Origin of the sequence: Methylocapsa aurea, from assembly GCF_000746085.1 — a bacterium.
GTDB lineage: Bacteria > Pseudomonadota > Alphaproteobacteria > Rhizobiales > Beijerinckiaceae > Methylocapsa > Methylocapsa aurea.
The window spans coordinates 1-21,830 of record NZ_JQKO01000026.1 but is presented as its reverse complement, the minus strand read 5'-3'; the positions used below and the strand labels follow the sequence as shown (position 1 = coordinate 21,830).

Below are 21,830 nucleotides of genomic sequence, written 5' to 3'. Positions count from 1 at the left end.
AACAGAGCCGCCGGCCCTACCGGAAATCCCGCGCCTTCACCTTGATCGCATCGGGGCAGAGAGGTGGGGCGCCGTGGGTTTTAGGTCCGCCGGGCGGCGGATTGAGGCCGGGACTTGCGTGATGGAGCTCGTCTCCGCGCCCATCCGGCGGCGGAACGGCCAAGTCGCGATTGCCAACGCTCGCGAGGAGCCCCGAGAGGTCGGCAAGTTGCCGGGCGACGAGGTGCACGACATCCCCTTCCCGCTGAATCCGGCCGTCGACGGCGAGCATGCCGGCGGAGAGGATGATGCGGCGCTGCTTTTCGAAGGGCTTTGGCCAGATGACGAGATTGGCGACGCCGGTCTCGTCCTCGATGGTGATGAACATGACGCCCTTGGCGGAGCCTGGCATTTGCCGAACGAGGACAAGTCCGGCGGCGCGAACCCAGCGCCCGTCGCGCGCCTGCATCGCTTCGGCGCAGGTTGCGACGCCTTTGCCACGCAGGTCTTCGCGGAGGAATGAGACAGGGTGGGCGCGGAGCGTCAGCCCGACATGGCCGTAGTCCTCGACGACCTCGCCGCCGTCCGTCATCGGGCGGAGCGCAACCGCAGGCTCGTGGATTTCAGCCACTGTCCGGGCCTCGCGGGCCGAGGCGGCGGCGAAGAGCGGAAGCGGTTCATCGCGTAGCGCCTTGATCGCCCAAAGGGCCTCGCGCCGGGCGAGTTTCAACGACGGTTGGAAGGCGTCGGCCTTTGCGATTTGCACGAGGGAGGCGGCTGGAACGCCGGCGCGACGCCAAAGATCATCGACGGATGCGTAGGGGCGGTCGGCGCGCGCGCCGATGATGGCGGCGGCGCTGGTATTGGACAGACTCCGAACCATGCGCAGGCCGAGCCGCACGGCGAAGCGGTCCTCGGGGCCGGCCGGCTCCAGCGTGCAGTCCCAACGGGAGGCGCTGACGCAGATGGGGCGAACCTCGACGCCGTGGTCGCGGACGTCCCTGACGATCTGCGCGGGCGCGTAAAAACCCATGGGCTGCGCGTTCAAGAGCGCCGCGCAGAAAACATCCGGGTGATGGCATTTGAGCCATGACGAAGCGTAGGCGATGAGCGCGAATGAGGCGGCGTGGCTTTCGGGGAAGCCGTAACTGCCGAAGCCCTCCAGCTGGTTGAAGGTCTTTTCCGCAAACTCGCGTTCGTAGCCCTTGGCGACCATGCCGGAAATTAGTTTGTCGCGGAACTTCGAGACCCCGCCTGTATGCTTGAATGTCGCCATCGACCGGCGAAGCTGATCGGCCTCGGCGGCGGTGAAACCGGCGCATTCGATCGCAACCCTCATCGCCTGCTCCTGGAACAAGGGAACGCCGAGCGTCTTGCCGAGCACTTTCTCCAGCTCGGGCTTGGGATAGACGACGTTTTCCTTGCCCTCGCGGCGGCGCAGATAGGGATGGACCATGTCGCCCTGGATGGGGCCGGGCCGGACGATCGCCACCTCGATGACAAGATCATAGAAGGTGCGCGGCTTGATCCGCGGCAGCATGGCCATTTGCGCGCGGCTCTCGATCTGAAAGACCCCGATCGTGTCGGCCTTGCGGATCATCGCATAGGTGCTGGGATCCTCGGCCGGGATCGAGGCGAGGTCGAGCGCGACGCCTTTGTGGTCGGCCAGGAGGTCGAGGCCGCGCTTCATGCAGGACAGCATGCCGAGCGCCAGGCAATCGACCTTCATGAATTTCAGCGCGTCAATGTCGTCCTTGTCCCATTCGATCACCTGCCGGTCCTTCATCGCCGCCGGCTCGATCGGAACCAGCTCGTCGAGGCGGTCATGGGTGAGGACGAAGCCGCCCGGATGTTGCGAGAGATGGCGCGGGGCGCCGATCAGCTCGCGGGCGAGGTCCAGAGCAAGGCGCAGACGCCGGTCGCCGAGGTTGAGGTTCAGCTCCTCCACGTGCTTGGGATCGACGCCTTCCCTCGACCCGCCCCAGATCTGGGAGGAGAGCATTTTGATGAGGTCTTCGGGCAGGCCGAGGGCCTTGCCGACGTCGCGCAGCGCGCCTTTGGCGCGATAGCGGATGACGGTGGAGCAGAGCGCGGCGTGATCGCGGCCATAGTGATTAAACACCCATTGCATGACGATCTCGCGCCGCTCGTGCTCGAAATCCACGTCGATGTCGGGCGGCTCGCGCCGCTCCTCCGAGACGAAGCGCTCAAATAGAAGGTCGTTGCGCTCAGGGTCGATCGAGGTGACGCCAAGCACGTAGCAGACGGCGCTGTTGGCGGCGGAGCCGCGGCCCTGGCAGAGAATGTCCTGGCTGCGGGCGAAGCGGACGATCGCATTCACTGTCAGGAAATACGGCGCATAATGCAGCGTCTCGATCAGACGCAGCTCATGCTTGAGGAGCGCGACTGCCTTGTCGGGGACGCCCTCGGGATAACGCTCGGCCGCGCCGTCCCAAACCTGCTTCTCCAGCGCCTGCTGTGGCGTCAGGCCCGGGATCGTGGCCTCGTGCGGATATTGATAGGCGAGTTCCTCAAGCGAGAAGCGGCAGCGATCGGCAATTTCGAGCGTGCGCGCCAGCGCTTCAGGATAGCGGCTGAAGAGCCGGGCCATTTCCTCCGGCGCTTTGAGATTGCGATCGGCATGACGCTCGCGCCGGACCCCGGCGTCATCGATGGCGCAATTGTGCCGGATGCAGGTGACCACATCCTGCAGCATGCGCCGGGCCGGGACATGGAAGAGCGCGTCATTTGTGACGACGGGCGCGACCCCTGCCCGCGCCGCCATCTCCGAAAGATGATGGAGCCGCAGCGCATCGTTCGGCCGGCGGCGGAGCGTCAGCGCCAGATATGCGCGGTCGCCGAACGTTTGCGCGAGCCGGCGCAGGCGCCGCGCGCAGGCGTCATCGGCCTCGTCGGGGACGAGGATCGCGATCAGGCCCTCGGCATAGGCGACGAGATCGGACCAGTCGAGCCGGCATTGCGCCTTGCCGCCGCGCCTCTTGCCGAGCGAAAGCAGCCGGCAGAGCCGGGCATAGGCAGGCCGATCGGTCGGATAGACGAGGACCGACGCGCCGTCGGTGAGGTCGAGGCGGCAGCCGACGATCAGGCGGACTCCGGTCGCCTTCGCCGCCTCATGGGCGCGAACGATTCCGGCCAGGCTGTTGCGGTCGACGATCGCGAGCGCCTCCATGCCGAGCAATGAGGCTTGGGCGAACAGTTCGTCACAGGAGCTCGCCCCGCGCAGAAAACTGAAATGCGATGTGCATTGCAGTTCGACGTAACGCGGCGCGCTCATCCGAATAGTCCGTGCAGAAACCAGCGTTGCGAACCGGTTGCGGCGTCCTCGCCGTCGCCGGCGCGATAGATCCAGAACCGTTCGCCCGCCTCGTCCTCGACCTGAAAATAATCGCGCACCGCCGCCAGTTCGGCGTCGCGTTTCCACCATTCGCCAAAGACGCGCTCGGGACCATCGGCGCGTTTCACGCGGCGGCGAACCCCGCGCCAGGTGAAGCTCGCCGGCGGATGATCGGGAAGCAGCGCCAAGGCGTCTATCGGCTCCGGAACGGCCAATAGGCGGGAAGGCCGCGGCCAATGGTCCGGCCATCCCTCCCCCGTGCCGGGCGCCAACGGCGCGATCCGCGCAACGGACCGTTCCGGCACATCGCTGGCGACCGGGGCGAAACGATAGATGCGGTCTTCGCCGACGCGGTTGGCGAGCGCATCGATCAGAGCCGAGACGTCGGCCTCCGGCTCGTCCGTCAATGACGAGATCGTCTGTTTGGCCTCCAGGGGCTCGGCGACGGAAGCCGCCAGCCGCATGATCTCGATGCCAAAGCCGGGATCGATGGTCTCGATCTTGTCGCAGAGCATCCTCGTGAGACGCTTCGCGTCGCGAACGGGCAGCGCCGTTCCAATGCGGATAGCCCCGATGCGATTGTCGACGCGATGAAAGACAAGGTCCAGGCGTCGGGCCCCGAGGCCTTTCGCCTCGAGCGCGTCGCAAAGCAGGACGACAAGCTTGCCGGTGTAGCGCGCTATTGTTTCGGCCGCTCCGATCGGTTCGGCAAAGGCTCGGCGAATCTCAACAAGGTCCGGCGGCCGCACAGGATCGATCGGCTCGCAAAGCCGCCCCAAGGCCTGATCCAGGCGGCGGCCGAGTTCGGGACCAAAGCGCAGGGCGAGCGGCGCGCGGGGCGTCGCCGCCAATTCGCCGATGCTCTCAAAACCGAGGACGCGAAGTCCGTCGACCATATCCTTCGGCAGGCGCAAGGCGCGGATCGGCAGACCGAGGATCGCCTTCGCGCTCTCGCCTGTAGGAATGATGATGGATGGACGCGGGGCGAAACGCGCGAGCGCATGAGCGGCGCCCCAACTGTCGGCCAGCGCAGCGCGGGCGGCGATGCCTGCGGCGACGATCCGCTCGACCATCCCCTTCACCATGGCGTCTTCTCCGCCATGAAGATGCGCCGCGCCGGAGATGTCGAGGACGACCCCATCCGGCGGGTCGGCCGCGGCGATCGGCGCATAGCGCTGCAGCGCCCAAAGGGCGAGGCGCTCGAGCGCTTCGGCGTCGGCCTCCGGATCGGCGTCCATGACGATGAGACCCGGCGTCAGCGCCTGCGCCTTGGTCACGGGCATGCCGACATCTAGGCCTGCGGCTTGAGCGGCCGCATCGACAGCGAGCACCACGCGCCGTCTCCCATCCCTGCCGACGAGCACAAGCGGTGCCTCAGCCGGCGGCGCGGTGGCGCCCAGCTTTCTTCTGATCCGGTCTGTGGGCCAGGTCGGAAGGAAGATGGAGACGACCCTTGGCATCGCAGGCCTCCACTTCGAAATCGGCGCTTTCGCCGGCGCGGCACCGGATCAATTCGAGCCGCCACCTTGCGCGTCCAACGCCTGGGACCGGCAAAGGGGCAGAGGGAAGCGCCGTCACGCGCCAGCGGGTGACGGAGGCGGTCGGCTGCCCGAATTCGGCGGCTTCAGCCTGCCTCCGCCAGCGACGGATGGCGACGCCGATCGCGCCGGAGCTTTCGGCCGCGAGTTGCAGCCGGCGCGAGGCCGTCATGGAGAGACGGGCCACTTCGGCGACGACCCCGCCAAGCCCGCCATGGCGCAGACCTTCCTCGAAGCAGGAGAGAACCGACTTCTCATCACCGGCCTCGACATAGATCACGCGGTCTGGAGGCAATCCCGCCTGCGCGAGCGCGGGGGCGAAAAGATCCTGGCGGGCGACGCACCACAGGATCTTGCCGCGCGTCCGCGCCGCGATCCCCGCTGCGAAAAGCGCGGCCGCCGCGCCGTCGATCGCGCCATTGCCGCCGCCCGCCGCCTCATGCAGCGCGCCCAGCGCCAGCCCTCCTCCCGGCAAATGCTGGTCTATCTCCTTGATCCCGAAGGGCAGCACCGCGCGACGGTGCGCGCGTTTGCCTTCAAGGCGCTGAATGCGCTCGCGAAGCTCGGCGACGATGGGGCTGGCCGCGGCTTCGTTCATCGGACAAAAAGGCCCTCCAGGCGGTCTTCCCAACGCAGTTCTCGAATGTTATGTTCCCTAAATGTTCTGATCTGGCCGCGTGAGTCAATCCGTCGCATCAACCTTCATTGACGCAGCCGCGGAGCTTGAAGTGCGGTATGTAAAAGGGGTCGGCGAATCACTGAGGAATAACAGCAAGATATCGGGGCATTCGTGAGCGCGGCGCATCTGGAGACATTGAACAGCGAACAGCGCCGCGCCGTGGAGCATGGGGTTGGCCTCGCCGACGGAGCGATCGGCGGTCCGCTGCTGATCATCGCAGGAGCGGGTTCGGGCAAGACCAACACGCTGGCGCACCGCGTCGCCCATCTGATTGTCAGCGGCGCCGATCCTCGCCGCATCCTGCTGATGACCTTTTCCCGAAGGGCGGCGGCCGAAATGAGCCGACGCGTCGAGCGCATCTACGCCAAGGTGCTCGGGAGCAAAGCCGGCGTCATGACCGATGCGCTCGCATGGGCGGGGACGTTTCATGGGATCGGCGCAAGGCTGCTGCGCGATTATGCCGAACAAATCGGCCTCGATCCGGCTTTCACGATCCACGACCGGGAAGATAGCGCCGACCTCATGAACTTCGTCCGGCACGAGCTCGGCTTTTCAAAGATGGAAAGCCGGTTTCCGACCAAGGGGACATGCCTCGCGATCTACTCCCGCGCCGTCAATGCGGAACTGCCGCTGGCCGACGTGCTGCGCGGCTCCTACCCGTGGTGCGTCGGATGGAGCGAGCAATTGCGCGAACTTTTCGCGGCATACGTCGAGGCCAAGCAGTCGCAGAATGTTCTCGATTACGACGATCTCCTGCTCTATTGGGCGCAGACGGTCGGCGATCCGATGCTCGCCGAGGATATCGGCGGCCGGTTTGACCATGTGCTGGTCGATGAATATCAGGACACCAACCGTCTCCAGGCCTCGATCCTGATGGCGCTGAAGCCCGGCGGCAGGGGCCTCACGGTCGTCGGCGACGATGCGCAGTCGATCTATTCCTTCCGCGCCGCTTCGGTGCGCAACATTCTCGATTTTCCCGCCGGGTTCAGCCCGCCGGCCGACGTCATCACGCTGGACCGGAATTATCGCTCGACCCAGCCGATCCTTGCCGCCGCCAATGGCGTCATCGATCTCGCCGCGGAGCGCTTCACCAAGAAGCTCTGGACCGAGCGTCAGTCAGCGGATCGCCCCCGTCTCGTCAGCGTCCGCGACGAGGCCGATCAGGCGCGCTACGTCGTCGAGAGGGTTCTGGAAAACCGCGAGTGCGGCGCGGCGCTGAAGCAGCAGGCCGTCTTGTTCCGCGCATCCCATCACAGCGGCCAGCTTGAGGTCGAACTGACCCGGCGCAACATTCCCTTCGTCAAATTCGGCGGCCTCAAATTCCTCGACAGCGCCCATGTCAAGGACATGCTGGCGCTGCTGCGTTTTGTGCAGAACCCGCGCGACCGGGTCGTTGGCTTCCGCCTCATGCAGCTCCTGCCAGGCGTCGGGCCGACCACGGCGCAGCGCGCGCTCGACCTCATGGCGGATGGGCCGGATCCGCTTTCCGTGCTTGCGGACAGTCCACCGCCGCCGCGCGCCGGCGCCGCCTGGACGGAGTTCGTGGAAATCTTGCTGCGCGTTAGTGCGGGCAAGGCCGGATGGCCGGCGGAAATCGAGCAGGCGCGGCTCTGGTATGAGCCGCATCTCACCCGCATCCACGAAGACGCTTCCGTCCGGCAGGCCGACCTCCTGCAGCTCGAACAGATCGCGTCCGGCTATGCCTCCCGCGAGCGCTTCTTGACCGAACTGACGCTCGACCCGCCGGATGCGACCAGTGATCAGGCTGGCGCGCCGCACTTGGACGAAGACTATCTGATCCTGTCCACCATTCATTCCGCAAAGGGGCAGGAATGGAAATCGGTGTTTCTGCTCAATGTCGTCGATGGCTGCATTCCGTCCGATCTTGGCGCGGGAACGACCGCCGAAATCGAGGAGGAGCGGCGCCTTCTCTACGTCGCCATGACGCGCGCGAAGGACGATCTGCATCTCGTCTTGCCGCAGCGCTTCTTCACCCATGGCCAGAACGCGCAGGGCGACCGTCATGTCTATGCCTCGCGCACGCGCTTCATTCCAGCGAAGCTTCTGCAGCTCTTCGAGATCTGCGCATGGCCCGCGGCGCCGGCCGCGGCTGAGGGGCGGCTCGATGCGAGGCGGGTCCGAGTCGATGTCGGCGCGCGCATGCGCGGCATGTGGCGCTAGGAAAACCGCCGATGTGCAATTTATATTCGTTGACCAAAGGGCAGCAGGCGATCCGCGAGTTCGCGCGCGCCATGAGCGACCGCACGGGCAACCTGCCACCCTTTCCTGGGATCTTTCCCGACTATGCGGCCCCGATTGTGCGCAATCAGCTTGACGGACGCGAACTCACGATGGCGCGGTGGGGCATGCCGTCGCCTGTCTTCGCGCTAAAGGGGAAGAAATCTGATCCAGGCGTCACAAATGTCCGCAATGTGAAATCGCCGCATTGGCGCCGATGGCTCGGCGTCGAGAATCGCGCGGTTGTGCCTTTCACGAGTTTTTCTGAGAACGAGGCGCTGCCTGACGGCACGCATCCATCCGTCTGGTTTGCATTCGACGAGGCCCGTCCTCTGGCTTTCTTCGCCGGAATCTGGACCAATTGGACGTCGGTCAGGAAAGTGAAAGAAGGCGAGACGAACAACGACATCTTCGCGTTTCTGACGACTAAGCCCAACGCGGTCGTGGCTCAGATCCATCCGAAAGCCATGCCCGTCATTCTGACGACGCAGGAAGAAATCGATTTTTGGATGACCGCGCCCGCGGCGGAGGCTCTGAAGCTGCAGCGGCCGCTTCCCGACGCCGCTCTCATGATCGTCGCAAGGGGCGAAAAGAAAGACGAGGGAGGCTTTGCGGCCTGATCGTCATGCTCGTGCAGGATTCCGATCGAAACAAGTCAACGACCCCGTTCGATCATCAGGATCGAAGCCAGTCGATCGAACCCGCGCGACAACGCAAGATCATCCATGTCGACATGGACGCCTTTTTCGCTTCAGTTGAGCAGCGCGACAATTCCTGGCTACGGGGAAAGCCGGTCGCGGTCGGTGGTTCACGCGAACGCGGAGTTGTCGCGGCCGCGAGCTACGAGGCGCGGGAATTCGGCGTCCGCTCGGCGATGCCGTCGATCACGGCCAAGCGGAAATGCCCAGACCTGATTTTCGTGAAGCCGAGGTTCGACGTCTACAGGGAAGTCTCCCAACAGATGCGGGCGATCTTCGCCGAATATACGCCGATCATCGAGCCGCTGTCACTCGACGAAGCCTATTTGGACGTGACTGAAAATCTCAAGGGGATATCCTCCGCGACCGAGATAGCGGAACAGATCCGAGCGAAGATCCGCGCCGAGACGAAGCTCACCGCCTCCGCCGGTGTATCCTACAACAAGTTTCTGGCGAAGCTCGCATCGGATCATCGCAAGCCCGACGGGATCTTCGTGATCACGCCAAAGATGGGGCCGGCCTTTGTCGAGACACTGCCGGTCCGAAAATTCCATGGCGTCGGACCTGCGACCGCCGCGAAGATGAACAGGCTCGGAATTGCGACGGGACTCGACCTGAAGACGCATCCGCTTGCCTATCTGCAGGATCAATTCGGGAAAGCAGGGCCATACTACTACTGGATCGCGCGCGGGATCGACGAACGGCCGGTTCGCGCCGATCGGATTCGCAAGTCGGTTGGCGCGGAAAACACCTTTTTCGCTGACCTCTTCACCGTTGAGGCAGCGCGCGATGCGCTGCAGCCGATCGTGGAAAAGGTCTGGCGTCATTGCGAGAGCGCTGGAGCGCGTGGGCGGACGGTGACGCTGAAGGTCAAATACGCCGATTTCCAGCAGATCACGCGAAGCCGGACGAGCGCAGCGCCATTTGAGACGCGCGCCGACCTTGAACGGCAAAGCCTCGAACTCCTCGAAAGCCTTTTTCCGCTCGCAAAAGGCATCCGGCTTCTGGGCGCGTCATTGTCGTCGCTGGACGACGATCGGGCGAACGAGCAGTCTCAATTGAGCCTAGCGCTTTAGTCGATTTGTGAGCCGAAATGACGCGCGACCGGCTGTCCACTAGGCGTAATGGGGCAATATTCAAGTCCTCAATCGCCTTTACAGCATTGCCGGCGTTTCCAGTTCCGTATTGAGGAGTTATGCGACAGCATGACATGTCTCGCGCAACGCGTGTACGGCAATATTTTCGAGGAGGGGTTGAAGATCATTGACGCGGGGGCGTTAGGAGAGAACATGCACAATCCTTATGTCGAGATCATCAAATCATGAGAAGATTGTTTTGGAGAACTTCCATCGCACTTGGAGTCTTCCCGCTTAATTTGGTCGGTTCTGGGTCGGGGAGCGGCACCCCTGTCCATCGCTAGCGTATGTGATACGAAGCAAATATTTGGATTTTAAAATTGCCGGTACAAGGAGCTAACGCGTCCATGCAGGACGAGACCGAACAATCCCGCCTTGCGAAACTTTATGAGCAGCTTCGCCTGAAACTTCTCGACTTGTCGAAAAGAAACCGAATGCTGAATTACAGCTTCGCCACGAGGTCGAAGAAGCATCTGCAAATCATCGATCATGTATTTGAGGATGTTTACCGCAAACTCGTCGCGGAAGAAGCCGCTCTCGAGATCCAGGGCCTCCCTGATCCCGACGACATCCCGGCGGATGAGAGAAGCGAAGAGTTTAAGTCGGCCCTGGAGCATGCAAGGGTGTCAGATGTTGAATACCTCGTTAAGCGCGAGGCCCTCGAGAGCAAGGGCAGGGACGACGAGATCGCCGTCGCAACTCTCGAACGTGAACTACGTGAAAAGGTTCGAGGTCAGCTAGGGCTACCGCCGCGGCCGTCTAGAAAAGAGATTAATCGGGCTGACCACGCGAGATCGATTGGGGTTGACCCCAGTCTCGAGCTCCGACCGAATCGGCAAAGGGAAGTTCACCCCGATTCTGCGCTCCAGACTCTCATGTATTCGGACGAACTCGAAAGCATCCTCGAAAAAATCTCGAGCGATGCACGGCTTGCTGATCAAGAGATGGGGCTTTCAACACTGTTTCTCGCTTTCGGTTTCTTGGAATGGTATGAAGCCGACAATTCTGATAAAAAATTCTTCGCCCCATTGCTGCTCCTTCCGGTGCGACTTGAGGAGAAAAAGGTCAAGGGAAAATCCGTCTATTACCTCTCGATCCGTGAAGGTTCCGTCGAGGTAAATCTCAGCCTTCAGAAAGTTGTAGAAAAGGATTTCAACCGCGCCCTTCCCGACTTCGAATGCAGCGAAGACGATCCTTTCGGGTCCATCGAGTCCTATTTAGAGAAGACGCGCGCCGCCGTTGATGGACTGAAGCGATGGGGGATCCGGCGATGGCTCGTGCTTGGACATTTTGCATTCGGCCGGTTCGCAATGTATGCGGACCTCAATCCAGAAAATTGGACCGAGCACCCTTCCGCCCACAGTCTCGTAAACGCGATTTTGAGTGGAGTCGAGCGCACTGGCGAGGGGCCGGGACTGCTTGGCGTCCCAGCGGATTATCCAATTGACGATCCAGAATTCGAGAAGATCGCACCGATCCTGATCCATGACGCGGACGCATCGCAGCACAGCGCGCTTATCGATGTGATGAAAGAAAAAAATTTGGTGATTCAGGGACCGCCTGGCACCGGCAAATCGCAAACGATCACCAATATCGTAGCAAACGCGCTAGGGGCGGGCAAACGCGTCTTGTTCCTTGCTGAAAAGCAGGCTGCTCTCGACGTCGTCAAGCGCCGTCTCGATCAGGCTGGCCTCGGCGACTTTTGTCTTGAGCTCCATTCGGACAAGGCTTCACCAAAGTCGGTGATCGAGAGCCTTCAGGCGCGCGTGCAGCTCGGCCGGGAATCCACTCCAAGCGGCACAGTGACCGCTAAAGACCCAACTTGGGTTGAAAGCCGCGATGAGATTAGTCGCTATGTTGCTGCCCTGCATGCGGAGGACGCAGATGGATTGACGCCTTTCAACCTCATCTGGAGGGCAGTGCGTGGCCGAAGTCGCAATAGCGATGTGATGGACTCGATGCGACCAATTGTTCTTTCATCCGACGTCCTCGATGACCCAAATCGACTCGCCGAGCTGCGCGGCCAGATCGAAATTTATGCTCACCTCTCGACAAGTTTTGCATCGAGCTTCGGCCATCCAGCCCATTCCCCTTGGGCGTGCGTTCAACTCGGGGACTTCCCAACCTTTGAGATTCCCCGGCTCATCGACACGTTGACGAAGCTGCATGACGCTGCGTCGGAGCTCACTAAGTATTTCGCTCGGAATGATGATCTGGGCGCCGGAACACTCGGGGGCATTGATCATCTTGTCGTGCTTAATGATCAAATCGCCGATGCGCCCGACGATCGCCTCATTGCGGAACTCGTCAATTTCGACCTCGCCGAACTTGAGCACGGTTTTGCATTGCGGCGTGACATTCTCGGCATCGAAGCTGAGTTGAGATCGCTGCCAGACCTTCGTTGCGAACCACTCGACAGGCTCAACGTCGCAACATCTATCCTAAGACATCCTCTGGCAAATGAATTTCGAACATTGACAGCTCGGGACGCCTACGCGGCTGCCGGAGGACGATTGGCTCAGGCTCTGGCGGTTGTCGAAATCCTAAATGAATTCATGCCTCTTCTCGATCAGATCGGACTGGACCGCTCGCACCCAGCGAACGGCCTTGATGCTGTCGCCGCAGCGGCTGTAATCGCTTCCAAGATAAATCCAGAACATCGGCCTTGGATTGGCGAGCTGCCGACTCTCCACGACGCCGCCTTTTGGCCACTATATGCCAGATGGGCAGCCCTCGTATCCTTGGAACAGGACTGGCGCGACAAGCTCCACCGCTATGGCTCACGAAACTGGCTGCCAGCCGACGAAATTGACGCGGCGGCTCCGTTCTTTCGAAAAAGGGGAATAGGAAAGGGACTCGCTAGCCTGACGGCAGCAGGGAAGGCGGCGCGCGCACTCGTTGCTAAGCTCTCTCTGGACGAAACAAACGATACCGCGGATCATCTCGAGTCGTTAAGCCGACACGTCCAGGAGTTATCCGCCTTCGTAAACGATGTCGGCGCCGCCACGATGTTGGGCGTGCATTGGCGCGGCCTCGACAGTCCCTTTGAGAATATCTCAATCGGTCTGAAGCTACGTGGCTTTATCGAAACGAAAGTTTCGACGCTTCCGACCGGCGCGCGTGTGAGCGCGCGAATATTCTCGCTCAGCCCTAGCCAAATTGAGGCGATCGGCCTTTATGCCGACCTAGGACAAACGTTGGGGACGCTAAGTCCGGAGATCAAGTGCCTATTAAGTTCAAAATCCATTGATCGCGTACTCGTCGAACTTGACGCCGAAATTGCGACCATACGGCAATTCCTCTCGCTGGATCCGCAACAAGAGCTCGCGCTGATTCACTTTCCGATCAAGCAAATCGCCGAGACGGCGGAGCGCATCGCCAGACTGGAGGAGCTTGGTAAGCGGATCGCAGCTAGGCCGACGCGGGACGTTATTGAAGCGCTGGGGCACAGCGAGGCCGACATAGACTCCGCCTTTGCGGCAATCGCATGGATCCGGGATATTCGCCGATCCAATTGTCCCGAATTCTGGAAAAAACGCCTCGTCTCCGCAAATGCGAGTACCCAGCGCGAAATATTACGCGAGGTCGCCCAAGATGGAGGATCGCTCAAATCACGATACAAAGGGCTGTTGGCTGTTGTCACTGGCGAATTCGGGATGCGTGATTTCGAAACGCTTCCAGCGTCGTCCCTTGCCGAGCAAATCGATCTCTTGACCGAACACCAGGTAGAACTCAACGAATTGATCGCTATAGGCCGTCAACGGCAGATCCTCTCACAGGCCGGCCTTTCCGAATTCCTGACCAGCGCAGACAAGCTCTTGCTAGAAGGCATCCGCTTACAGAACGTGTTCGAAACGTTTGTCTCGGAGCGGCGCGCCGACCGCATACGCCGAATGACGCCAGCCCTCGGTAGCAACGGATCTACTCTTGAAGCGCGGCGCAAAATATTTGCTGAGAGGGATCATCGAAAAATTAAGAGCGATCGAAAGACGGTGAAGGACAAGCTCCTCCACGCTACGCCACCCAATGGTTCAAATTACGGACCGAAATCAACTTGGACGGATGCGGCGCTTCTCCGCAATGAATTCGCAAAGCAGCGGCGCTTCGCACCAGTGAGGGACCTTCTGTCAAGAGGCGGCCAAGCCATCCAGACATTGAAGCCGTGCTTCATGATGTCGCCGCTCTCTCTTGCCAAGTTTCTCACGCCCGGAAAGCTCGCGTTCGATCTCATCGTGATCGATGAAGCCTCTCAGATGCAGCCTGAGGATGCTCTTGGTGGATTGTTGCGGGCCAAGCAAATTGTTGTGGTCGGTGATCCCAAGCAGTTGCCCCCGACCGATTTCTTTACGCGTTCGGACGACAGACCCTCCTCTGACGATGATTTCGAGGATATCGATGATGAATCGATCCTTGAGGCCTGCCAGAGAAGTTTCCGTGAACTCCGTCGTCTAAAATGGCATTACCGTAGTCGCTGCGAAAGCTTGATCGCATTCTCGAACGCCGAATTCTATGACAATGCCCTCATCACTTTTCCACAAGCAAGGCCCGCATCGTTTTCGGTGGACCTCGTGCGTGTTGATGGCTTCTATCAGGCTCGCAGAAATGTGATCGAAGCGGGTAGGCTCGCGGAAGAAGCCGTCGAATTCATGCGGCGTTTCGCAGAGGAAAGTGAAGAGTCGATCCCGACGCTCGGCATTGTGGCGGTCAACGCGACCCAGTTTGAATTGCTTCGCGAGGAGGTACATCGCCTTTCCGCCAATGATGTGCTGGTCGACCGCTATCGGGAGAAGGTGAAATCAAAGGGAGAGGAAGTCTTCATAAAGAATCTCGAGAACGTTCAAGGAGACGAGCGAGACTTTATATTCATCTCCCTTACTTATGGCCGTGAGCCAGGTGCGACAGCTATGAAGCAGCGTTTCGGGCCCATAAATGGGAAGCAAGGCCATCGGCGTCTCAACGTCCTCTTTTCGCGAGCGCGCATACGCGTTTGCATTTTCGCATCATTTGGATCGGCCGATGTGAAGCCGCCCGAAGGGAGCCACCAAGGCGTCCAGATTCTAAAACGCTATCTGGAATACGCTGAGACGCGGGGGCGCGCGGCGGTGCAGACGCTTGGGGGCGAGCCAGACAGCGACTTCGAGATTGAAGTGGCAGATCGTCTGCGCCGTAAGGGTTACGATATCGTCCGGCAGGTCGGCGTTTCCGGTTACAGGATCGATCTCGGTGTTCGCCATCCAGATCACCCCGAGATGTTTCTCGCCGGTGTCGAATGCGATGGCGCGAGCTATCATTCGAGCAAGAGCGCACGAGATCGCGACCGCCTGCGCGAGGAGGTACTCCGAGGGCTCGGCTGGGATCTAATCCGCGTTTGGTCGACAGACTGGTTCGACAACCCGGCGCGTGAAACCGAAAAACTCGTAAAGACGCTCGAGCAGCGTCGGTTGCAACCGGTCCGCGGCTTCAACGACTATCGGTGGGTCACTTCGGTATTTCCGAATTCTGAGCAGACTGAAGACATATTACGAGACGGTTAGATTGGCGATTGCATGTCGTTTCAGGCAACGCTAAAGATCGATCGCCCACGGTATAAGATTATGTCTTTTATCCCATTGTTTATGATATATATTCTGTCTACGTACATTGACGGTGCAGGAGCATGAGTCAACAGTCTCATTTCGCCTCCGTCGTGAACCCCACCCATATGGTGTAGTCTTGAATAATTTACTCTCCAGTCTCACCATCAACGAAGAGGTCGCGGCGCTCAAACCCAAGGTAATCGACCAGTTTTCCCAGTGGGCCATTGAAGGTGCGCAGCGCGCGTTGACGGACAGCCAAAACCCGCTCCGACTCCCGCCAAATTTGGCGATGATCTCGGCGATCTTTTCGTCGGCCGGCTCGGCAAAGGGGTCTTGCTCGGCCGTTGCGGGCATCGTTCCGCTCCGTCTTGATATAAGAACAAAAATAGAACATTTTGGAGATATCGAGTCAATGGGGTCTGGTGCCCGTCCGGCAGCATTGGCAGGTACGTTGAAATAGAAAACCGTTGACGTGACCATTGGATCTCAGAGGCTTCCCAGCCTGCTTCATTCATGTGCTTTCGAGCCGAGAGGTTCTTCATGCAACTGGTCTTCTCATGGTTCGCCGACGCCGGTGCTTGGCCCGAGCATCCGGGGACAGATTGCGCCGTTCTTGACCAAGAAGTCGTCGGCCCGCTTCGTTTGCTGGACCATGTAGAGACCATGCTCGGACTTGGGCGTCCCGACATCGCCGCCGTGCGGCGGATCGCGGTGCACAGGCAAAAGATCGAAGCCACCGGTCCAGAAAGGTTCTGGTCGAAGTCATTCGCCGTCGATCCGTGGTCGACCGCCCGCGAACTTCTTCGATGGCGCGACGAACTCATTGAAGCTGGTTGGAAAGCCGGCGTCGGCAGTGAGCGAAGCCGCCTTGCGGACCTGGGAGCCGCAGAGACATCCGGACCTGTCCTGCCGCTCGGCTTGGCCGACAGGCTCCGAACCGCGATCGAAGGACTGAACGGGTCTCCGCCCCTGTCCACGCTCGAAATCGGCCTCGTCGACGACCGTTCCTTGTTGCCGGCCGGGTGGCGATCCCTGCTGTGCGCGCTGGAAGACGCCGGGGCCTCCGTTCATCAGATGCCCGTTCCGGAGCCAGAATCCGTCGCCGGCGACCTTGGACTTCTCGCGTCCGGGGCGAAGAACATTGGACTCTCCGGCGATGGAACCCTAGTCCTGCTTTCTGCGGACACCGAGATTTCGGCCGTCGAAGCCCTGTCTGCATGGCTTGCCGCCGACTCCGAGGCCAACCGGAACCTGACTTTCGTACTCGGCAAGGACACGGATCTTCTCGACCACGCCCTCGCACGGTGCGGCCTGCCGAGGTTCGGCGTCTCGGAGCCGTCTCCGCACCGCGCCCTGTTGCAGGTGCTGCCGCTCGCCTTCTCCCTCGCGTGGGAGCCGCCGGATCCGAACAGGCTCCTCGACTTCCTCCTGCTGCCGACCAGCCCCCTGCCGCATTTGGTGGCCAGAACGCTGGCCAAGGTCGTCGCGAAGAACCCCGGCGTAGGCGGCGACGAGTGGGCCAAGGCATGGGACGAGATCGCCACCGATGTTCCAGAAGGTGCCGATCCAGTCGGACACGCGGCCAAGGTCGCGACGTGGCGACCGTTCCTCGAACCCACGCGGCATGATCCGAAGGTCGGCATTCCGAGGCTGGAGGCGCGCGCCATCGCCGACCGGGTCTCGCAATGGGCCACGAAACGGGCCACGATGGAGGACGACGGGCTCATGGCCACCCTCGCCGTCATTTCCGCCGACTTGTCCGCCGCCGTCGACGCGACGGGGCTCGACAGGCTCGACCGGGTGCTGATCGAACGCATGATCGAGGAGGCCTTGTCGAACGGCGTGCCGGATCCGTCCGCCGTCGCCGAAGCCTCCCCATGGCGCGCCGTGCGCCATCCCGGCGGCGTATGGGGCACGGCAGGAACCGTCGTCTGGTGGAACTTCGCGGACGCCGGAGAGACCTCGGCCTTCGCCCGGTGGAACGAGGCGGAGCTGGCCGCACTCGCGGCCGCAGGATGCCCCCCGGATGACCCGGATTTGGAACTTCGACGCTTGGCCGCCGCGTGGGAGCGACCGCTCCGTCACGCGCGCGACAGGATCCTCCTTGTGCGACCCTCCGTCGTGGCCGGCGTCGAGACCAAGGCCCACCCCCTATGGCATTCGCTCGTCGCGCGCGCGCCCGACGTCGGCGACAAGGTCACTTTCCGGGCCGAGGAGTTTTTTTCGAGCGGATCAGTCTCCTTTGCCGGGCGCGCCGTGTCGCGTCTGGCCACCGCAGTAGCGACGCCTCCCGCGACAAGGCGCGACTGGACGACCCGGCCGGACGCGGTGCATCCCCGTCCGACGGAATCCGCCTCTTCCCTAGAAACCATGCTCACCTGTCCGCTGCGCTGGACTCTCCAATATGCCGGCGGACTCAGGCCCGGACTGCGCCAGTCCCTCCCCGAAGCAGGAAAGCTCCTCGGCCTCATCGCTCACCGCGTCGCCGAGGAGGCGTTTAGGCCCGGTCCTCCGCCCGCGCCCGAAGAGGTCGAGGCCTACGCCGGACGCCGCCTGCCCGAACTTCTTCCCCAAATGGCGGCTACCCTGCTTCTGCCGGAATTCGCCGCCGAACTCTCGGCGGCCAAGGCCGCGATCCCGTCCGCGCTAGGCGACCTCGCCCGTTTCCTCCACGCCGACGGGCTGACCATCGTGGGCGTGGAGACTGAGTTCTCCGAGCCCGACACGCTTTCGCCCGGCTTCGGCGTCTCGGGCCGGATCGACATGAGGGCGACGACGCTAGCCGGTCGCCCCGTCGTGATCGATCTCAAGTGGTACCGGACCGACTCCTACGTTCGCAGGGATCTGAAGCTCGGGACCGCCATCCAAGTCGGCGTCTATGGTCGCCACGTCTCCGACCCTTCCGTCGACGCCCGCGTCGGCTATTTCATGCTGCGCCAGAGCAGGTTCCTGACGACCGACCCCGGCGGCGCCGGCGTCATGGTCGAAGGACCGTCCGCGAAGGACACGTGGGACAAGGTCGCCGCCTCGTTTGGGGCGGTAGTCGCCGACATGGGAACGGGCAGGATCCGTTCGGCCGTCGAACACAGACGGCTTAAGGACCACGAGAAATACGACGACCCCTATCTCTTGGCGCCGCCCAGGTGCGTCTACTGCGAATTCGCCGGCATCTGCGGGGAGGAATGACCATGGACCAACATGTTTCCCACCCCGTCGGCGTCGTCACCGCCTCCGCCGGCACGGGCAAGACCCACACGCTGACCGAACGCATCGAGATCGACGTCGCCGCAGGGCGCGACCCGGCCCGAGTCGTCGCCACCACCTTCACCGTCAAGGCGGCCGACGAGCTGCGGGAGCGCGCCCGCGGGCGCCTCCTGTCGCGCGGCAACGCCGCAAACGCCGTTCGCATGCTCGGCGCCCGCGTCGGGACCGTCAACGGCGTCTGCGGCGGGCTCGTGAAGGAGTTCGCCTTCGGCCTCGGGCTTTCCCCCATCGTCGAGGTGATCGACCAGGACGGGGCCGCCGCCGCCTTTCTCAGGGCGGCGGACGTAGCCGTCGCCTCCCACGCCGACGAACTCGACCGGCTGGCCACGCTTCTCGGGACCGAGGAATGGATGGGCGACGTGGTCCGCGTCGTCGAACTCGCCCGCGCCAACAACATCCCCGAATCCGCTTTCGCCGTGTGTGCAGACCGTTCCATGGAGGGCTTTCGTAAACTGATGGAAGCGCCACTCCCCGGAGAGACCGCATCCTCCATCAACTCCAACCTCGTCGCCGAGGCGCAGGGCGTGCTCCGCGAATTCGACGGAGTTTCCAGCCTCGTCGGCGTGACGCTGACCGCGTTGAAGGAGGTGGGCGACTTTCTCGACGGCAAGGTCGAGCGTCAACCTTGGCAGCGATGGGCGAAGCTCGCCAAACTGAAGCCCGGCGTCAAGGACGAGCCGAAGTTCCGCGGACTCAAGGCGGCCGCCTCCGCCTTCGCGCGGCACCCGAGTTTGCTCACGCAGGTCGACGCCTACGTCCGAGCGGTCTTCTCATGCGCCGCCGCCGCCGTGCTGGCGTACGAGGAATACAAGCGCGCTTGGGGACTCGTGGACTTCGTGGACCAGGAGCGGCTCGCCCTCGAACTGCTCGGAAAGCGCGAACTTGAACAGCAGCTTCGCGAGCGCCTCCAGACCGTGTTCGTCGACGAGTTCCAAGATACCAGTCCGCTCCAGCTCGCCGTTTTCGTCGCCATGTCGCGCCTCGCAGGCTCCAGTGTGTGGGTCGGCGATCCGAAGCAGTCGATCTACCGTTTTCGTCAGACCGATCCGGACCTCATCACCTACGTCGCGCAGGACATCCGCAACGCGACCGGAGGTGCGGACCTGACCCTCGACCGGAACTGGCGCAGTCGTCGCGGCCTCGTCGACTTCTTCAACGACGCCTTCGCCCCGACCTTCCAGTCCCATAGTTTGCCTCCCGAGGCGACCCGGATCGCGCACGTGGAAAGGAAAGATCTCCCGGGCCAGCAGACGCCGCTCAATGTCTGGCGCGCCGTCAAGGATTCCAATTCGTCCTACGTCGGCTCCCTCGCGACCGGCATCCTCGACGCCCTCGCGAACGCCGGCGATTGGATCGTGGCCCGCGGCAATGAGGCGCGTCCGCTAGCCCCCGGCGACGTGGCAATCCTGTGTCGGTCGAACCCGGCCTGCCTTTCTGTCGCGGACGTCCTCGCGCGGTCCGGACTCAAAGTTGCGATCAAGCGCGGCGGCCTCTTCGGGACGCTCGAATGCCGTCTCGCCTTGGCCGCGCTCCGGTGGTCTGTCGACCGCAGGGACGGAGTCGCACTCGCCGAGTTGGCGCACCTGTTGGGGAACGGCGAAGGACAGCCCGCGTGGTTTGAGGCCAGCCTCGAAGAGGACGGCCACTCCAGGATGGAGGCCATGGTCCCGATCGCCGCCGCCCTAAGGAACGTCGCCGACGGCGGCAGGCACAAGACTCCGCTCGAATTCCTCGACGCGGTCCTCGGGGCCGGCGGGGTCTCGCAGGCTGTTCTGCGGTGGGGCAGCGTCGACGATCGCCTCTTGAACCTCGAAGCTCTGCGCGGCGTCGTCGCCGGCTACGAGGAGGAGCGTCGTCGGGGACGCGCTCCCGCAACGGTCTCCGACCTTTGCGCGTGGCTGGCCGATCAGGAGGCCGAGCGTCCCGCCAGCCGCGCCAAGGACGCCGTCACCGTCCTGACCTACCACGGTTCCAAGGGGCTGGAATGGCCGCTCGTGATCCTGACCGATCTCGATTCCGAGCCCAAGGGCGACGCCTTCGGCGTCCAGATCGCGAGTGATGTCCCGTCGAACGCCATAGACTGGCGCGACCCGCTCGCCGGGCGCTGGATCCGGTTCTGGCCCTGGCCGCTCGGCAAGCAGGCCAAGGACGTGTCGTTCGACGTGATCGCAGCCAATTCCCCGGAGGGGCGGGAGGCTGCGCGGGCCGAACGCGCCGAACGGGCCAGGCTGCTCTATGTCGGCGCCACCCGCGCACGCGACTACCTCGTTCTCGCGGCGAAAAAGGTAGTCACCAAAAAGGAGCAGCGCATCGAAACCGAATGGCTGGACGAGCTCGTCGCCGACTCAGGCAGCCCCGTCGTGGCAGTCCCAGTCGGCGAAGTTTCCACGGTTCTCGTCAACGGCGTCGACCATCCCGTCAGGGTTGCCGAATTCCGCGCCTCCGACGACAGTATCGCGTCGGCGCCGTCAGTCGCTTTCGGCGCCGTCGCCGTCCCATCGGCGTCGCATATTCCCCTTCGCCTGCGTCCCAGCGACGTCGGACGCGACGACGAGGCCGAGATCGTCGACGAGGTTGATCTCGGCTGGCGGCTGCCGTTCGGCGGCGCGGCCGACATGACGAGCGTCGGCGAAGCCACCCATCGCTTCCTCGCGGCGGATGACCCATCCCGTGGAGATTCTTGGCGGGTCGCGGTCGCATCCCGGCTCCTCGACGCTTGGGGCGTCACTTGTCTCGACCCTCGCCATGTCGTCGAGATGGGGACGCGTTTTCGCGCATTCGTCGACAAGCGATGGCCGGGCGCGGTCCTTCGCCGCGAGGCGCCGATCATCTATCGCTTAGGGGATAGGACGATGTCCGGTCGCCTGGACGTCGTCGTCGAGACCTCGGACGTGATCGTCGTCGTCGACCACAAGAGCTTCCCCGGTGCCCGGCTGCAGTGGCTCGAACAGGCAAGAAAACACGGCGGTCAACTGCGCCTCTATCGCGACGCGATCACGGCGGCGATGCCGGTTACGAAGGCGGTAAAGCTCGGCCTGCATCTGCCCATCGCGGGTGAGGTTTTGATGGTCGAATGACGTCGGAACTACAATCAACGACTCGAAGTCATCAAAGACGAAACCTCGACGCAATTCCGGGGTCTGCGACCCTCGATAGACGGCAGCGCGAAAAGCGGGCTGATTGACAATCGACCGGCTATTGACCCTTATTTAGCTCGTCAATCCAAGACCCCCTCGAAGCGCGCTCGCATCTGGCGAGTCTCCATGATCAGGCTGTTGATTTCCACTGAGATGTGACCCTGGAAGGCCAGAGTTTTTCACTGAGAACTGACCCATGTTTTGACCTCCCCCTGGCTGATTTGTCGGGG

The 21,830-nt window shown here is 62.5% G+C and carries 10 protein-coding genes; 7 read left to right on the top strand and 3 right to left on the bottom strand.

The genetic code is table 11. From position 1 onward, the window contains the following. Positions 1 to 16: 16 nt before the first annotated feature. From DL86_RS14405 to DL86_RS14395, 3 genes are read right to left on the bottom strand one after another with little or no spacing between them, the layout of a single operon-like run. A complete protein-coding gene (locus DL86_RS14405) occupies positions 17 to 3,274 on the bottom strand; it encodes an error-prone DNA polymerase (protein ID WP_036262890.1) in 3,258 nt (1,085 codons plus the stop codon). Further along, positions 3,271 to 4,794 (bottom strand): DUF6504 family protein, encoded by a 1,524-nt coding sequence (locus tag DL86_RS14400; protein ID WP_036262889.1) that lies wholly within the window; start codon positions 4,792 to 4,794, stop codon positions 3,271 to 3,273. Before DL86_RS14400 ends, DL86_RS14405 begins: the two co-directional genes overlap by 4 nt. Continuing rightward, on the bottom strand, positions 4,709 to 5,470 hold the full coding sequence (locus DL86_RS14395; protein WP_036262888.1) for an ImuA family protein: 762 nt from the start codon (positions 5,468 to 5,470) through the stop codon (positions 4,709 to 4,711). Before DL86_RS14395 ends, DL86_RS14400 begins: the two co-directional genes overlap by 86 nt. Positions 5,471 to 5,662: 192 nt before the next feature. Between DL86_RS14395 and DL86_RS14390 the strand changes: the two genes are divergently transcribed. The 7 genes from DL86_RS14390 (at position 5,663) to DL86_RS14355 (ending at position 21,540) form a co-directional block, all read left to right on the top strand. Then, positions 5,663 to 7,732, top strand: a complete 2,070-nt coding sequence (locus tag DL86_RS14390; protein ID WP_036262887.1) for an ATP-dependent helicase — start codon at positions 5,663 to 5,665, stop codon at positions 7,730 to 7,732. Between the two features lie 11 nt (positions 7,733 to 7,743). After that, complete coding sequence (locus tag DL86_RS14385) at positions 7,744 to 8,409, top strand: SOS response-associated peptidase (protein ID WP_051953491.1); 666 nt, start codon at positions 7,744 to 7,746, stop codon at positions 8,407 to 8,409. 113 nt (positions 8,410 to 8,522) lie between these two features. Continuing rightward, positions 8,523 to 9,563 (top strand): DNA polymerase IV, encoded by a 1,041-nt coding sequence (dinB, locus tag DL86_RS14380; protein WP_245276388.1) that lies wholly within the window; start codon positions 8,523 to 8,525, stop codon positions 9,561 to 9,563. A gap of 407 nt (positions 9,564 to 9,970) precedes the next feature. Then, complete coding sequence (locus tag DL86_RS18845; protein ID WP_084572943.1) at positions 9,971 to 15,157, top strand: DUF4011 domain-containing protein; 5,187 nt, start codon at positions 9,971 to 9,973, stop codon at positions 15,155 to 15,157. A gap of 178 nt (positions 15,158 to 15,335) precedes the next feature. Further along, the gene (locus tag DL86_RS14365; protein WP_156964671.1) at positions 15,336 to 15,659 is read left to right on the top strand and encodes a hypothetical protein; all 324 of its coding nucleotides are present in this window, start codon (positions 15,336 to 15,338) and stop codon (positions 15,657 to 15,659) included. An 80-nt stretch (positions 15,660 to 15,739) separates the two neighbouring features. Beyond that, positions 15,740 to 18,385, top strand: coding sequence for a PD-(D/E)XK nuclease family protein (locus tag DL86_RS14360; protein WP_036262876.1), 2,646 nt, complete (start codon positions 15,740 to 15,742; stop codon positions 18,383 to 18,385). A 2-nt stretch (positions 18,386 to 18,387) separates the two neighbouring features. After that, a complete protein-coding gene (locus DL86_RS14355) occupies positions 18,388 to 21,540 on the top strand; it encodes a UvrD-helicase domain-containing protein (protein WP_051953487.1) in 3,153 nt (1,050 codons plus the stop codon). The last annotated feature ends 290 nt before the right edge of the window (positions 21,541 to 21,830 follow it).